Raw genomic sequence first — 15,544 nt, forward strand, 5'->3', positions numbered from 1 at the left:
ATAAAAACGCTTCGAAGCAATGCTCCGGAGCGTTTTTCAATATAACTAACTTTAATACTTTATTCTTATACGTTGAATCTGAAGTGCATGATATCACCGTCTTTTACGATGTATTCCTTCCCTTCTACAGAAAGTTTTCCGGCTTCTTTTACTTTTACTTCAGAACCGTAGTTTACGTAATCATCATACTTAATTACTTCTGCACGGATGAACCCTTTTTCAAAGTCGGTATGGATTACACCCGCCGCTTGAGGAGCAGTCCATCCTTTTCCGATTGTCCAAGCTCTAACTTCTTTTACTCCTGCTGTGAAATAAGTCTGTAATTTCAATAAATCATAAGCTTTTCTGATCAGTCGGTTAACTCCGGGCTCCGTAAGACCAAGTTCTTCAAGGAAAATTTCTCTTTCTTCAAAAGTTTCCAATTCATTAATGTCTGCTTCAATCTGAGCGGCTAAAACAACTACTTCTGCGCCTTCATTTTTAGCCATTTCTTCAATTTTACCAATCCATTCGTTACCATGCTTGATGGAATTTTCATCCACGTTACAAACGTAAAGAACCGGCTTATTGGTTAATAGCTGAACATCTCCTATAATTGATTTCGTAAGATCGTCTGTTGCAAATTCTCTTGCATTTTTACCGTCTTCTAAAAATTTTTGAAGACTCTGAAGTGTTTCATAAGCCAGAACATCTTCTTTTTTACCGGATTTGATGAACTTTTTAGCCTTCTCAACTGCTTTTCCTACCGTTTCAAGATCTTTCAGCTGAAGTTCTATATCAATGATTTCTTTATCTCTTAACGGATCTACCGAACCTTCTACGTGAACAATATTTCCGTTATCAAAACATCTTAAAACGTGGATAATTGCTTCACACTCACGAATATTGGCAAGAAACTGGTTTCCTAAACCTTCTCCTTTACTTGCTCCTTTTACAAGTCCTGCAATATCTACGATCTCTACAACCGCAGGCAAAACTCTTTCAGGTTTTACCAATTTTTCCAGCTCAAACAATCTGTGATCCGGTACTGAAACAGTTCCCAAATTCGGTTCGATGGTACAGAAAGGATAGTTTGCCGACTGTGCTTTTGCGTTGCTCAGACAGTTAAAAAGAGTTGATTTACCTACATTCGGTAAGCCTACGATTCCACATTTCATAACGAAATTTTTATTTTATTTATAATGCTATGTAACCTTTCGGTTTCATATTGTAAAATTCTAAGATTAAGATTAATATTCAAATTGGAGGTTATTCCGATCTGAACTTTCAGCGTGCAAAGATAGTGAAGTTAATTGGATTAAAAAATGATTATCTATAATTAGATCTTTGGATGAAATCATATAAATCTTTAATGATCGAAACAATTTTGGGATTTGTTTTAAAATCATCCCAAGAAATTTCACCCTTTTCAGTCAGCTCAAGAACTTTATAGCTGACCTCGGATTTATTAATGAGCGTTCCATCTGTTTTATCCCATATTTTATTTAACTCTGGAATATCATCTTTAATACTGTTTAATAATTTTCCAATGTAAGAATCTTTATAAGTTGTCTCTTCCTTCTTACTTAACGAGTCTGAAATTTGCTCCTTAACTCTTTGAAAATCTTCATCTTCTCTTAATTTTCTTTTATCACAGAAATTTATTAAAATTTTGTCCCAAACTTTAAACGGTAAAATATTTTCTATTTCTTTATAATCTTTAGTTGTTTGATATTCGAAATTATTATTGCTTTTTGACAATTCTTCATAGACTTTATGCTTTTCATTTTTATAACTTCCATCATAATCAGAAATTAAAAATATTCTGTTATTAATTGAAAATGCATTTATTTTTTCTTTTAACTCGACATCATCAAAATTATAATGATCAATGTTACTTCCGGCATATTCAATGAATGCAAATTCAATATCTTCTTTAGGATAAGGCAAATCAAAGGATTTACAATATGCTTTCAAAAATGCTTTTAAATAATTCCTATCTGAAATTCCTTCAACCCAAATCGAGCAGTTCGCAAGAAATACAGAGGAATTTGTAACGCCTAAATATTGTAATGCGGAGTTATCTCCATGATTAACATTTTTAATTATGAATTTGTCTTTTTCTGCTTTATTAAAAAGAAATATCGATATATTGTCTTTCTCAATAGTTAAGTCTAAAAAATGATTGGAATGTGTGGAAATGAAGTAGGTAAGATCTTTTTCCTTAAGATAGTCATTGTTCGTAATTTGCTCTAAAAATAATCGCTGCATTCCCGGATGGAGATTTATTTCAGGTTCATCGATAAATACAATTGATTTATTTTCGCATGTATAAATCTTATACATCAAAATAAATAATGCCTGAATTCCATCTCCTAAATCATGCAGATCATTACTTGTTCGTTAATCAATTCTGAATCATCTTTTCCTTCATGCTTATCGTAAATATTAAACTTAGCAACAATTTCAATCTTTTTTTTATTAAAAAAGTTCTTTGATAAAAACTCTTCAAATCTTTCAAAAGATTCTCTTTTATCTTTTACATCATTTCTAATATTCACAATCTGATAATACAAATCAAGACCTGTAAATATTTCTATATTTTCATTTTTTAAACCATAACTTTTTACAATTGTATCCTTATAAATATCATTTGAAATTTTTGAATATTGAGTTCCCTCTTTTTTCTGAAATATTGAATGAGCAGTTCTTAAAGTCGGAATAAAAACTTTTTTACTTTCACTAAAAAAATTTTTAAAAAATAAACTTTTTAAGCTATGTAATAAAGAGTAAATTTCATTTTTACTTTCTCCAGCTAATCTTGTATAATGATAATCTCCATAATAATTATTAGATAAGCTATTATAATGATCAGTCAGAAAACTAAATATTTTAATATTTTCATCAATGCTTTTTAAAATAGAGTTTTGATCCGAAGAATATTCTATATTTCTAAATAAAACTTCTCTTTTATCATTTTGTTCAGAAAGAAAATAAACATTATTATGTACATTGTGCCCTCCAAATTTATTTTCAGCAATGATGCTGTTAAATTTATTGATATTACTCTTGATTAAAGCTTTGTTTTGGTAAAAAACAGTTTTAGCAGTCAACAACTTACGTATCAGTCTACTTTTTCCGCTATTATTTGCACCTATAAAAACGTTTATTTTGGATGAATCGACTAATCTTTCAAGACTCTTTTCATTTTCATTATAGTAAGAAGAAAATTCTTCTGCTTTTGGAAAGATTAAATCAAATTTATTGCTCATGCTAATTAGTTTTTACAAAAATAAATAAAGTTAATTTATAAAAAAATCCGTCACCAATATGACGGATTTCAATAATTTGATTTCAAAAAAGGTTGTTAAGGATTATCTCCTGTCGCTTCCTGCGCCAAAGGAACATCTCCCGGAGTTTCCTGTAAAGTTTTATCTAAAGTAAATAAAGATTCATCGCTTGCTCTGTCTCCTCCTGCAATTTTCAGTTTGTCAATTAAATTCTGCGCCAGTGTTTCCTCTTCAATCTGCTCCTGTACAAACCACTGCATAAAGTTCCACGTTGCCCAGTCCTTTTCTTCAAGTGCCATATCTACAATTTTATAAATGGCAGTGGTGTTATCTACTTCATGTTTGAAAACTCCTTCAAAACAATCGGTAAGCGATTCCGGATCTGTCGGAGGAGCAGGAATTGCATCTACTTTCGGCTTTCCGCCTCTGTTTAATACATATTCCATGAATTTGATGGAGTGATTTCTTTCTTCCTGAGCGTGTCTGTACAGGAAATTGGCAATTCCCTGATATCCTTTATCGTCTGCCCAGATTCCATAGGATAAAAAGGTGTGTGAAGCGTGAATTTCTTTGTTCATTTGGTCGCTTAATGCTTTTTCAATGGAATCGGAAAGTCTTTTGGTATTCATAATAGATATTTTTTGTGATTATGAATCTATGGATACAAAAATGATTCCGAGAAGTTTTTATTTTTAACCAAAAACATTCACAGACATCCACAAACAACTGAATTACAATATTTTAATCTAATAATTTATAGTTATTCTAAAATATGAAGCTGAAGTTTTCAGATAAAAGAAAACTTCCGGTATAAAAACGGAAGCCTTCTCAAAAAAATTATCTCTGTTCTATTGCTTTATCAATGTTTTGGTAAGCGACTTTCCTTTTCCTGTTATTTTTATGAAATAAATCCCAGCCGGAAAATGACCGACATTTAATTTTTCATGGTAAACATCGTCGGAAGAATTGACTTTTTTTGATAAAATCAGTGATCCTTTCGCATCAATAATTTCAATCTTCATTTCCTTTTCCTTTGATTTGAATTTTATATTTACCTCCTGATTCGAAGGATTGGGATAAATCATAAAATCATTCGTTGTAATCTCTTTTTCTTCGGCAGATAAGCTTCCGTTGACACATAGCGGAATTCTGTTGATCCCATCAATTCCCCAAGATGGCTGAACAGGAATACAAAGCCAGTTCAATACAGTCGGCAAATGATCTGTTTCCCGGGTTGTCGATAAATAATTATAAATTTTAAAATTAGTAACCGTGTTCAGATTTCTGGCGGGAGATCCGGTAATCGTAACGGTGTTTGCATTCGGACCAGAATCTGCCAGTGTATTTCCCGAAACCTCATCACATTTCCAGTTGGCAACCAATTGAGAATAATAAGGATGTGAAGCCGTAATATCCTGATTTGCCCAATTCACGATAACCTCATTCGGAAGCGCAGATTTCCAGACTCTGATGTCTCTGTAGGAAGCTGCAAGCGTTGGACTGTAGGTGTTCGTCCCGTCCTGATTGATCGTAAACGGAAGTCCCGAATCAATATTTCCAATGGTGTTCATTTTTGCAAAAGTTACGGGAACGCCATCTTCATACATCGTTACAAGTCCGTCTCTGTCGAAACTTACGGCAATGTGTTTCCATGTATTAAGTTCCATTTTCCCGCCCACAAGATCAATCCTGTTAGTTCCGTCGCCAATATTCATTTTAAAAGTCTGTCCGGAATATCCTGAAATTACAAAACCTTTGTTTTTTCCGTTTGCCCAGTTTTTATTACTGATCATTACAGGATCACTGGTATAGGCAACGTTCGGTTTCACCCAGAATTCAATTGTAAAATCCTGAGTTGCCCCAAAATTAAATGGAGTCTGATTCGCAGGTTTTGCATACGCTCCTGCCGGAAGATTGAGCTGATTGATCGTTTTAGAAGATTCTGAAATGGTTCTGCTGATTTGCTGAGGAGTAAAATTAGGATTAGAATAGATGGTAAAAATATTTCTTTCTGAAAGATTTCCGCCTCCATGACCGTTATCTACCGCGCCGTGATCCGTAGTTAAAACAACCAGCCAGTCTTCATTACTGTACGTTGGTCTGTTTTTCATGGCGTTTATAATTTCTCCGATGTACGTGTCGATGGTTTGTATGGCAGAAACATACTGCGGTACAGAAGACGAAAAACCATAGGAATGTCCGGCGTGATCCACATCGTCAAAATCAATAAACAAAATGTCCGGATTATCGTTTTGCAAAGCATTTACAGCCGCATTTTTCACTGCAAGATCCGTTGTGAAATTAGTCTTTACATCCGCGTTCTGAATAATGGTATTGTTAACCGGAGCCCAATGAGCCAGAGAAATGGTTCTTAAATTGGGATTATACGCTTCGGCTCTCGTTAAAAAGTCGGGATAATTTGCATAATTCGGACTGGTAAAATTATTGTCCTGCACATTGTGTTTCGTATGCCAGACTCCTGTAAGCATGGTGCTCCAGCCGTTTCCGCTCAAAGTAATTGCGGCACAGAGTCCATCTAAAGAATAAACTGACTGATCTGCCAGTGCATGAATGTTCGGCGTACCGGAAGACATCATAACATCCGCCCGACAACCGTCGATCCCGATGAAAAGAACTTTCTTCGTCTGAGCTCCGAGAAAACAGCTCATTACGACTGCCATTGAAAATAGTTTTGTTTTCATAATAATAAGTGGGTTTTGAATTTTAAGATTTTACAAACTTTAGGTTGATTGAGTAATTTAAAAAAGGGACATTTGGAACTTTGGGAACTTTGTCAAAGTTTAAAACTTTGACAAAGTTGATTTCCTGATGTTCAAAAAATAAAAAAGAGGCTGAATTGGGATAAGCGTAATTTGAAAGAATTAGTAAAAAAATCGTTCAGCCTCAGAAATCGTGTTAAAAATATAGTCGGGATTGGATTTTTCAAGTTCAGCCTTGCTCTGTGCTCCGGAAAGGACGGCTACCGTAACTCCGCAGCCTGCATTTTTGCCTTCTTCGATATCAATGACAGAATCTCCTGCTTTTAAAACTTTTTCAGGTTCCTGAATATTGAATTTTTTCATTGCCAGAAGAATCATTTCCGGACTTGGCCGGCTTTCCGAAACGTCATCGGCTGTAATTAAAGCATCAAAGTGGGCATTTTCTTTCCAGCCCAGTTTTTCTAAAAGCTGCAGGGCAATTTCGGAAGTATAACCTGTATTTAAAACAATCTTTTTATCCTGAGCTCTCATCTTGATGAGGAAATTTTCAACGCCGTTAATGGGTTTTACCTCTAAATTCTGATAGGCTGTTTTTAACTGATCCGAAAAGCTTTCAAAAATGGCAGCCGCGTCTTCTTCATTTCCGCCTATTTCTTTTAACAGACTGCTGATTGCTTCCAGTTTTTCCATTCCGGCACAGCTTAATAAGACTTTTTCCAGAGAAACGTTGTATCCGTAATCATTCACGGCTTTCATTAACGTTTTATATACCACGTTATCTTCATCAATGGTGGTTCCAGCCATATCCAGAACCAGTAATTTTATGTTCTTCATTTAATTTTATGCGTAAATTTTATCTATATTAAATTTTGAAAAGCCTCCGCTTCCCGTCATTCCCTTTCCTCCGATTCCCGTTACAATATGAATGTTGGGAGACGGACTGTACTCGAAAATATCTTTTGTTTTGCACTGGGAATACACTCCAAACCATCTTCTCTGGATTTCATAGGTCGGAAGATCTATGATTTTCTTTGCTTCATTAATCATAAATTCATCTATTTCCATATTCAGATCAAATCCTAAATCATCTGCATTTTTAGCATCTGCATATTCATGGGAATCTCCTAAAATAACCGAACCGTCCAAAGCCTGTTTGAATAAAATATGGACTCCGTATTTTTTCTCAAAGGAATTCGGGTCTTCCATTGTTTTGATTTTTTTGAAAGACGGACATTCTTCAAAGGATTCATACCTTCTGATGGAAAGTCCTGTGAGAATATTTCCCTGAAGCTCATAAATTCCCTGTGGTTTTGTCTGAAGCATCTGCAGTTTGCTTACTTCAAGATCACTTTCGTTAAAAACTTCGGGATATAACGTTTTAAATTCATGTCCGCCGCAAATGATTATTTTTGAAGCCATCAGTGCTGTTCCGGCTGCAGTGATGGCAATACATTCTCCGTCATTTTCATGGGTTTCAACAATAGTTGTGTTATAGAAAATTTTAAGATCCAGTTTTTCCTTTAAGAACCGATGAAGTTTTACAATCATTTCAGCAGAATCTACCGATAATTCCTGAGGGAAAAACAATCCGCCCTTACAGTAATCTGAACGAAGACCATCAAATTTGCTGATACATTCGCTTTTTGAAAGAAGAACAGATTCATAATCATTATTTTTATTGATTTCATGCAGCTCATTAATTAGCTGAAGCTCTTCGTCATTGGATGCGATATAGACCGAACCGTTTTTTCGTACCGTTAAATCAGCCTGAAACTGAAGTTCGTCATACATGGCTAAACTTTCTCTTCCGAAGTTCTGCCATTTGAGATCCATTCCGGAAGGTACGACCTGTCCGAAATTTCTTACCGTTGCTCCTTGAGGAACAGAATTTTTCTCTATTAAAGCTACTCTAAGTCCTTTTTTCAGCGCATGATAGGCATGAAAGGTTCCTAAAATGCCTCCTCCTACAACGATTAAATCAAATTTTGTTGTCATTCTTACTATAATTTATATACTTTTCGAAGGATCGAAACTGATGTATGGTTTGTTATTGATTTCACTTTTTCCTGATTTTCTTCTGAATGCGACCAATGCAATGAATGAAGAAACCAGCACAATGGTTACGATAATGTAGTTCAGCCGGATATAAAAATTCAGCCATGAAGTCTGCGGTGAGCCGAAATTTTTGTAAAGCAGAATCAGAACGCTTCCCAGATACCCGAAAGAATCTACGAGATAGATCAGAAATCCTACATTTCCTTTGATATTGAAAGCAGCAATCATTCTGTCGAAATACATTCCGTTGAACGGGATATAACAGAGGTACATTCCGAAACCTGAAAGAACCATCCATAAAAAAGGCGATATAACTTTGCTTTCAAATAAAAAGGTTGAAAAACCTACGGTTAAAATTCCTCCAAAAAGAAGATAATGATAGCAGGCAAAAGCTTTTCTGTTGTTTTTGATCTTTACCATAAAACCTAAGATCAGAAGCACCATAACAGCAATCGGAATTTCCGTTAAGGTAAAGACAGAGCTGCTGAATCTGATGTGCAGATTATCCCAGATCTCGCGGTTGAAATTATCTCTGAAGTCCCTTAAAACCGTAAGACTTACGTACAACAATGTAATGCAGACCATCGGAACCAGAAACTGCTGAATGATTTTTTTTCTTTCTGCTTTATTAAGCGGCTCTCTTTTGTTTTTTAACAGAATGTCTTCTTCCGTAGGTTGCGGAAGTTTTTCCAGCATCAGTCCGAATATGAGCAACGGAATGATGAATAACAATCCTGCCGAAAAGGGCATCCAGAATTCTGAAATACGGAAAGTATCCATTAAAAACTTTCCTGCGGATTTTGTAAATCCTGAAGAAACCACAAAGCTCGAACACAAAAACAATCCGATGATTTCCGTTGTTTTCCTTCCTTCAATATAAGAAAAAACGATTCCCCAGATCATCCCGAGCGGAATCCCGTTAATGAACATACAAAGAATATTGTACGGAGCGGGAATGACGGCAAAGCCCAGCAAAGCAATTTCTGCAAATGCAATAAAGATGAATAAATAGAAGATCCTTTTTTCCGGCTTTAGTTCTGAAATAAACTTAATTCCAAGAAATTTTGAGATAAAATATCCCATAACCTGAGCAATGATTATCAAAACTTTATAATCGATCCCGAAATAAGAAAGTTCTTCGAAGGAGGCGACTGTAAAGGGTTTCCGGAAACCATACATACAAAAGTACACTCCAAATGCCGCGAAAGCCGCTTTCAGGGTTACTGCTGTTTTTTTATTGACCGCTTTTACCATGGTGATCCGGTTAGAAATTAAGCTTTATTCCCAAATTGCATCTTACCCCGTAATATTCAACCTGTTCTGGACGGGTTTCGTCTTTTCCGAAATGGTAGATCAGCGGTTTATTCAGAATGTTGTTCACGTCTGCATATAACATGAGATGTTTGGTGAACTGATAGGAACCTCCGAAATCCAGACTGCTGTATTTGCCGTAGTAGGAATCATTGATATCATCTTCCGCATATTCCACAGCATATTTCCCTTTGTAATTGTACGCCAGTCTTGCGTTGAATCCTTTTTTCTCGAAAAACAACTGAACATTGTATAATTCTTTTGTCTGATAAGGAAGTTTTACTTTCCTTCCGCCTGGTTTTACCATTTCAGAATCCATGAAAGTGGCGTTAAGCTGTGTTCCGAAGTATTGCAGGAAACCGGGTAAAAAATCGAATCTTCTGTTGATGCCCAATTCGATTCCGTTTAGTGAAGCTGCTTTTCCGTTATTTGGTGCGGTGAACTGTACGCCGTTTATTCCGTTGTAGTTTCCGATGAAAGAATCCTGAAAAATAGGATCTGTAATGGATTTATAGAATACTCCCCCGCTCAGAATTCCTACGTTTGAAAAGTAGTATTCTCCCATCAGATCAAAATTTAAAGAATAGGTCGGATTCAGATTCGGGTTTCCGCCTTTGAATTCGTTGTCTGCTTCGCTGTATGTTCCTCCCGGCGTTAAATCTCCGAAATTGGGTCTGGAAAATGTTCTCGTAGCGGCAAAACGCAGATTTATTTTATCATTTACAGCGTATTTAACATGCAGCATCGGCAAAACGGCAAGATATTTTTTTGTGTTTTCAACTGGAACCAAGGTATTATTGATTACATTATATCCTTTTACTTGCGTATTGGTATTTGATAATCTGATCCCTCCTAAAATGGTAATCTTGCCATTCACTTTATACGTTCCCATTCCGTAAGCATCGGCGTGTTTTTCAAAGACATCGAAATTTCTTCCGAGTGCTTTATTGTATTCCAGAGCTTCCGAATCGGCTGTATTGATCTTTAAATTCCCCTGATTCTGAAACCAGAACTGATCCATTCCCGATGTCGACAGAACAGGACCGAACGTATTCCCGATGTGGGTATTCATTTCGCTTAAATATTGAGTTCCATTCGCCTGAGTGGTGATGTACTGTCCAAAATCTGATAAAAGCGGTGCCGTTCCGTTGTTCCAGTTGTAGAAAATATCCGAGAATCTGGCATTCCGTTCTTTATCCCTGTATTTGAAACCGTATTTTAAGGTTAAACGGTCTGAGGCATTGATCTCATGGTTAAAAGCAGCGACAATCTTATCCTTTTCCTCAACAAAGACTTTGTAAAATTCCAGATCGGTAAATCTCATTCTGGAAGCGTCCATTTTAAAATTGGGATCGCTGTAGAATCCAAATAACGCGTCCGTATCTTTATAGTCCAATTTTCCGCCATCAGCTTTCCAGTAAGCTCTCGGACCTATTCCGTGATTGGCAATATAAGTCGGATCGATTCCCACCCCGGATTGAGTGTACTTAATGACATAATAGGAATTGTTCTGTTTATCAGGAATATTTCCGTATTTGAATTTATTGTCATAATACGATAGATCCCAGTCGATCTTTCCTTTGTTTAACTGATGAACTGCGCCTAAAGAAACCGAAGTTAATTCTGTAATCAGACGGTTATGGATGTTCTGCAGTTCCACCCTTGCGGTGTTGTTGGCGGAACTGAATTTATCAAAACGGATTCTGTGTTTGTAGTGTGTTTCATCATCAGACAGCGTTCCGTACATTCCTTTGAGATAAAATGTGGTTTTTGGAGACAGCACATATTCAAAAGCCGTGTTAATTCCTGTCGTTTTTCTCACCCCGTTGTAATCGCGAAGCTCTAACCTGAAAACACCTTCATCCCCGCTTCTTCTCGCTTCAAAATTATCGGTAGACCAGTTTCGGATGAAGTGTGCAAAATTGAATAAATACCCGAATTTTTTATCCTTTGTTCTTCCGCCGTAAAGCAAACCAATGTTGTAGACTCCTTTATCAGATTTAGCATTGTAACCGCTTCCCAGCGTTGCTTTGAACGCGGTTTTCATGGGTGGTGTTTTCGTAATGAAATTCACGCCGCCTCCGATTCCGTCGGCTTCCATATCGGGAGTGAAAGATTTATTTACATGAACATAAGAGATAAGTTCCGTCGGAAAAAAATCGAAAGCGGTTGCTCTGGATGTAGTTTCCTCTTCCGCTGTGGGAAGCCTGTTTCCATTGATGGTTGTTGATGCCCAGAATGGCGGCAATCCCCTCAGAGAAACAAACCTCCCTTCTCCCTGATCTCTTTCTATGGAAACTCCCTGCACACGATGAACGGTTTCCGCAGCATTTCGGTCGGGTAATTTTCCGATTCCGTCGGAAGCAATAACGTTGGAAATATTGATTGCGTTTTTCTGAAGATTTAAAGCTCTTGCTTCACTGTTTTTCAGAGATCCCGTAACGATGACTTCGTCAATGTTTTTCTGTTTCTGAAGCATGGAGATCATTCCCAGATCCATGGTCTGCTGAGACTTCAGATCTATTGTGATATTTTGATTTTCAAAACCAATATAAGAGATCTGTAGGTCATAATGTCCCGGTTTCAGATCATTGACGGAAAACTTTCCTTCCAAATCGGTCATGATGATTCTGGAGGTTCCGGCAACCTTTACGGCAGCTCCCGGAAGCGGTTGGTTATGGTCTGAAACAATTCCTGTAACGATCTGTTGCTGGGCGGAAATGAAAATACTGCAACAGGCAAAAATAGGGAATAGAGATTTTTTTATTATCGGCTCCATTGTTTACATATATTAAATTTATACCGCAAAACAAGTCAATAATTTTAATATATGTAATTATTTTATATTAAGTAATGTTTAATAAATGAAGCAGATTTGTTACTTTAGTTTTACCTCCAAAAAGTAATGATTTCTTTAGTAATAATGAAAAAAAATGAGTGTTGATAGGCATTTTGAAGGATATGACACAATATGCAATGCATATTTGTTTAATAAAATTTTCAAAAAAACAACCGCCCAAAGATTAATTTAAAGTTAAATCAGAAGGTTTGATAAAAAACAGAAAGTTGCGTATTTGTAAACTTTTATGAAAAATAATAATTGAATATTTGTAAATAAACAATTAAAAAAGAGATCTAAAATTTATCCTGAGTAAAAATACAAAACCAGCATGATGCAGCTTTCATTACTGATGCTCACCGGAACGTGCGGGAATTTTCCGTTAAAATAAAGAGAATCTCCTTCTTTTAATATCACTTCTTCATTATCGATCAGATATTTTACTTCTCCTTTCAGAATATACTTGAATTCCCATGCATCAGTTATTACTTTTTCTCTTTTGGCATTGGGTTCAAGGGTGAGTAAAACGGCTTCAAAACCTAAAGAATGAAGACTTTTGCTGAAGATATGCATGTATTTAAACCCTTCGGCTTCCACTTCTTTTTCAATAAGCTGCTGGTTTTCTTTGGGCAGGTAAATGAATTTTGCGTTTGATTTTTTCTCAACCCCCTCAAAAAAGTAACTCGCATCAATTTCCAGAGACTGGATTAAATCCAACAGCACAGGAAGCGAAGGAATCGTTCTTCCGTTTTCTATTCTGGAAACAAGTCCGTTGCTTACATTGGCTCTGAAAGCTAATTCGTTAATGGTTAAATTATTTTTTTTCCTGATATCTTTTAGTCTCTTTCCAATGCCTATTAAAAAATCATTCATATCATTTACAGTTAGCCAGATCCGGTTATTATATGCAGAAGCAAATTTACTATATTAAATGATATTTCTTCTCAACTATCCGGAATTTGGGGGAAATTTAACCACAAAAGGTGCAAAAGATAACGATAAAGCTCAGTTTCAAAATAATTAAAATCCTCAAAAGCATAAAAATCAAAGATTTTTAAAAACTGTTATTTTCTTTTATTCTTACGCTTGTTAACTTTTAAAAATGTATCAAAATCTTTTGTGACTTTGTGGTTAAAAAAAAGCCTTCTTAAGCGGCAACACTGTCATTTTGAGTAAAAAAAAGTGGAGTAGGAAAATCAAAATAATTTCAGACTAGAGATTCTTCATTGCATAATGCTTCGCAAATTCCATTCTGAATGACAGGGAAATTTAACCACAAAAGGCGCACAAGATAATGATAAAGCTCAGTTTCAAAATAATTAAAGTCCTCAAAAGCATAAAAATCAAAGATTTTTAAAAACTGTTGTGTTCTTTTATTCTTACGCTTGTTAACTTTTAAAAATGCATCAAAAGCTTTTGTGACTTTGTGGTTAAAATAAAAAAACAGCAGCCTGTTTAAGACTGCTGAATTTTATCTTTATTTGCTAAAATTATTTTATTTTCTTGGCGATATAGTCGCTTTCGTTTCCTAATCGGTCAATGGCTTTGATGGCAACTGCATTCAGCACTTTTCCGTCTTTATTTTTAGGAATTTCTCTGGAAAGCTGATCCAGAGTAAGGATTTCAGTTTCCCAGATTCCGTTGTACTGGGTAAAAAGCACCCATTGGAAGACTTCTTTTATATTTTTTACGCTCCAGCTTATCTGCGCAAAGTTTCCGTTGTTATTGATGAACAAAGTCGGGGTCTGCAAAGGAATAGCTTTTATCCAGGGCGTTTTCGGAACCAACGCTTTTTCTTTATAAGATCCGTTTTTCAGTGTAGGAAGCATATTGGCATTTTTGGTTAATCCGGCTATACTCCAGTGGATTTCTCCCGCATCTTTCCCTAACACCTGTCGTGATATTTCGATCTGATTTTTAATTTCGGTCGGACGGTCTGAAGTTTTAATTTCTACCGTATTCAAGCCTGGCCAAAGATGTCGGTTCATTGTGTTTTCAGATTTCCACCAGTTCAATAAGCCTTCAAACGGCTGTCCTTTGGATTCTATCGGCCAGTACAACTGTGGCGAGAAATAATCTACCCAGCCTTTATTTAACCATAATTTGGCATCCGCGTAAAGCTCATCGTACTGAGAAGAACCAACCACACCTTCCGGATAACCGGGTTTCCAGATCCCGAACGGACTGATCCCGAATCGCACATAGTTCTTTTCTGCGTGGATTTCTTTATAGATTCTTTCTACAAATTTATTCACGTTATCCCGTCTCCAGTCGGCTCTTGTTAAGGTTCCTCCGTTGTTTACGTATGCATTCCAGGTTTTATTGTCCGGAAAATCGGCTCCTTTATTATAGGTAGCATACGGATAAAAATAGTCATCAAAATGTACGGCATCAATATCATATCTTGTTACAATATCTTTTACCACATTCGAAACGTGTCCCTGCGTTTTGGGATCAGCGGGATCAAACCAGTACATTCCGTTTTTCAGGCGGATGACGATGTCGGAAAGCTTATTCACCATAGATAAGCTGTTCGGTGAACCTCCGTTCGAATGATGGGCGCGGTACGGATTCAGCCACACATGGAGTTCCAGTCCTCTTTTGTGAGATTCTTCGATCCAGAACTGTAAAGGATCATAATTTGGATAAGGAGCAGCTCCGGTCTGTCCGGTCAGGAAATACGACCATGGTTCCAGATTACTGGTGTACAAAGCATCTGCGGAAGGTCTTACCTGAAAAATCACCGCGTTAAAATTGTTGTCTTTCAGCATATCCAGCATGGAAATGGCTTCGGCTTTCTGCTGATCGACGGATAAATTATTTCTTGAAGGCCAGTTGATATTGGCAACACTTGCAATCCATGCTCCGCGGAACTCTCTTTTGATTTCCGGAAGATTGGTTCGGAAAGTATCATCTTTCGGAGGTATAGCCGAAGGATCTGTGCTTGTAATAGGAAGAGGAGGTTTTGGTATGGCAGGTTTCGTAGAATTTTTTACGGGTGTGGATGCTTTCACTGCACTGTTCTGTGTGGAGCACGCAATAAATGATGTAAAAAATCCCGATAAAACGATTATTTTTAGGGTATTCATTCTCATAGTCTGCAAAACTACATTAATTTATTTTGTTGATTTTAAATTACAATAATAAAATGAATTATTTGAACTTTGATTTAAATTATAGATGCTTTAACACAAAGTTTTTTTGACTACTAACTGTTTTTATGTCCGCTAAGGCGTTTCACTCAAGTAAGCTTTAAAAGACTTCCTTACTTATAAGTTTGTGATAAGTTTGCCTACAATATTTAAAGAATACTAAAAGTTAAAAATATTCATTTAAAATAATACATTAGA

Annotated in this window: 11 protein-coding genes; all 11 read right to left on the reverse strand. The window is 36.1% G+C overall.

Annotated features, from left to right (window positions below; genetic code table 11):
- Nucleotides 1-65: 65 nt before the first annotated feature.
- Nucleotides 66-1,157 (reverse strand): redox-regulated ATPase YchF, encoded by a 1,092-nt coding sequence (gene ychF / locus B0E34_RS17455; protein ID WP_087711593.1) that lies wholly within the window; start codon nucleotides 1,155-1,157, stop codon nucleotides 66-68.
- A gap of 151 nt (nucleotides 1,158-1,308) precedes the next feature.
- Nucleotides 1,309-2,325, reverse strand: coding sequence for an ATP-dependent nuclease (locus B0E34_RS17460; protein ID WP_087711595.1), 1,017 nt, complete (start codon nucleotides 2,323-2,325; stop codon nucleotides 1,309-1,311).
- Nucleotides 2,326-2,354: 29 nt separating this feature from the next.
- On the reverse strand, nucleotides 2,355-3,251 hold the full coding sequence (locus B0E34_RS17465) for an ATP-binding protein (protein WP_087711597.1): 897 nt from the start codon (nucleotides 3,249-3,251) through the stop codon (nucleotides 2,355-2,357).
- Between the two features lie 95 nt (nucleotides 3,252-3,346).
- Nucleotides 3,347-3,898: a ferritin gene (locus B0E34_RS17470; RefSeq protein WP_087711599.1), complete on the reverse strand. Its 552-nt coding sequence runs from the start codon at nucleotides 3,896-3,898 to the stop codon at nucleotides 3,347-3,349.
- 219 nt (nucleotides 3,899-4,117) lie between these two features.
- Nucleotides 4,118-5,971: an alkaline phosphatase family protein gene (locus B0E34_RS17475; protein ID WP_087711601.1), complete on the reverse strand. Its 1,854-nt coding sequence runs from the start codon at nucleotides 5,969-5,971 to the stop codon at nucleotides 4,118-4,120.
- Between the two features lie 180 nt (nucleotides 5,972-6,151).
- The gene (locus tag B0E34_RS17480; RefSeq protein WP_087711603.1) at nucleotides 6,152-6,823 is read right to left on the reverse strand and encodes an HAD-IA family hydrolase; all 672 of its coding nucleotides are present in this window, start codon (nucleotides 6,821-6,823) and stop codon (nucleotides 6,152-6,154) included.
- A gap of 6 nt (nucleotides 6,824-6,829) precedes the next feature.
- Entirely contained in the window at nucleotides 6,830-7,984 is a 1,155-nt protein-coding gene (locus B0E34_RS17485; RefSeq protein ID WP_087711604.1) for a TIGR03364 family FAD-dependent oxidoreductase, read from the reverse strand.
- A 12-nt stretch (nucleotides 7,985-7,996) separates the two neighbouring features.
- On the reverse strand, nucleotides 7,997-9,298 hold the full coding sequence (locus tag B0E34_RS17490; RefSeq protein ID WP_087711606.1) for a DUF5690 family protein: 1,302 nt from the start codon (nucleotides 9,296-9,298) through the stop codon (nucleotides 7,997-7,999).
- A 10-nt stretch (nucleotides 9,299-9,308) separates the two neighbouring features.
- Complete coding sequence (locus B0E34_RS17495) at nucleotides 9,309-12,134, reverse strand: TonB-dependent receptor (protein WP_087711608.1); 2,826 nt, start codon at nucleotides 12,132-12,134, stop codon at nucleotides 9,309-9,311.
- Nucleotides 12,135-12,497: 363 nt separating this feature from the next.
- The gene (locus B0E34_RS17500) at nucleotides 12,498-13,067 is read right to left on the reverse strand and encodes a helix-turn-helix domain-containing protein (protein ID WP_084196320.1); all 570 of its coding nucleotides are present in this window, start codon (nucleotides 13,065-13,067) and stop codon (nucleotides 12,498-12,500) included.
- Between the two features lie 617 nt (nucleotides 13,068-13,684).
- On the reverse strand, nucleotides 13,685-15,289 hold the full coding sequence (locus B0E34_RS17505; protein ID WP_087711610.1) for a glycoside hydrolase family 10-like protein: 1,605 nt from the start codon (nucleotides 15,287-15,289) through the stop codon (nucleotides 13,685-13,687).
- Nucleotides 15,290-15,544: the final 255 nt, after the last annotated feature.

The organism is Chryseobacterium mucoviscidosis (assembly GCF_002177115.1).
In the GTDB taxonomy this organism is placed as follows: Bacteria; Bacteroidota; Bacteroidia; order Flavobacteriales; family Weeksellaceae; genus Chryseobacterium; species Chryseobacterium mucoviscidosis.

What these genes read in the sequence shown, in the direction of transcription:
- B0E34_RS17480 (WP_087711603.1), bottom strand. Translation starts at nt 6,823, where the DNA reads ATGAAGAACATAAAATTACTGGTTCTGGATATGGCTGGAACCACCATT.
- B0E34_RS17460 (WP_087711595.1), bottom strand. Translation starts at nt 2,325, where the DNA reads ATGTATAAGATTTATACATGCGAAAATAAATCAATTGTATTTATCGAT.
- B0E34_RS17470 (WP_087711599.1), bottom strand. Translation starts at nt 3,898, where the DNA reads ATGAATACCAAAAGACTTTCCGATTCCATTGAAAAAGCATTAAGCGAC.
- B0E34_RS17485 (WP_087711604.1), bottom strand. Translation starts at nt 7,984, where the DNA reads ATGACAACAAAATTTGATTTAATCGTTGTAGGAGGAGGCATTTTAGGA.
- B0E34_RS17465 (WP_087711597.1), bottom strand. Translation starts at nt 3,251, where the DNA reads ATGAGCAATAAATTTGATTTAATCTTTCCAAAAGCAGAAGAATTTTCT.
- B0E34_RS17475 (WP_087711601.1), bottom strand. Translation starts at nt 5,971, where the DNA reads ATGAAAACAAAACTATTTTCAATGGCAGTCGTAATGAGCTGTTTTCTC.
- B0E34_RS17490 (WP_087711606.1), bottom strand. Translation starts at nt 9,298, where the DNA reads ATGGTAAAAGCGGTCAATAAAAAAACAGCAGTAACCCTGAAAGCGGCT.
- B0E34_RS17500 (WP_084196320.1), bottom strand. Translation starts at nt 13,067, where the DNA reads ATGAATGATTTTTTAATAGGCATTGGAAAGAGACTAAAAGATATCAGG.
- B0E34_RS17495 (WP_087711608.1), bottom strand. Translation starts at nt 12,134, where the DNA reads ATGGAGCCGATAATAAAAAAATCTCTATTCCCTATTTTTGCCTGTTGC.
- B0E34_RS17505 (WP_087711610.1), bottom strand. Translation starts at nt 15,289, where the DNA reads ATGAGAATGAATACCCTAAAAATAATCGTTTTATCGGGATTTTTTACA.
- ychF (WP_087711593.1), bottom strand. Translation starts at nt 1,157, where the DNA reads ATGAAATGTGGAATCGTAGGCTTACCGAATGTAGGTAAATCAACTCTT.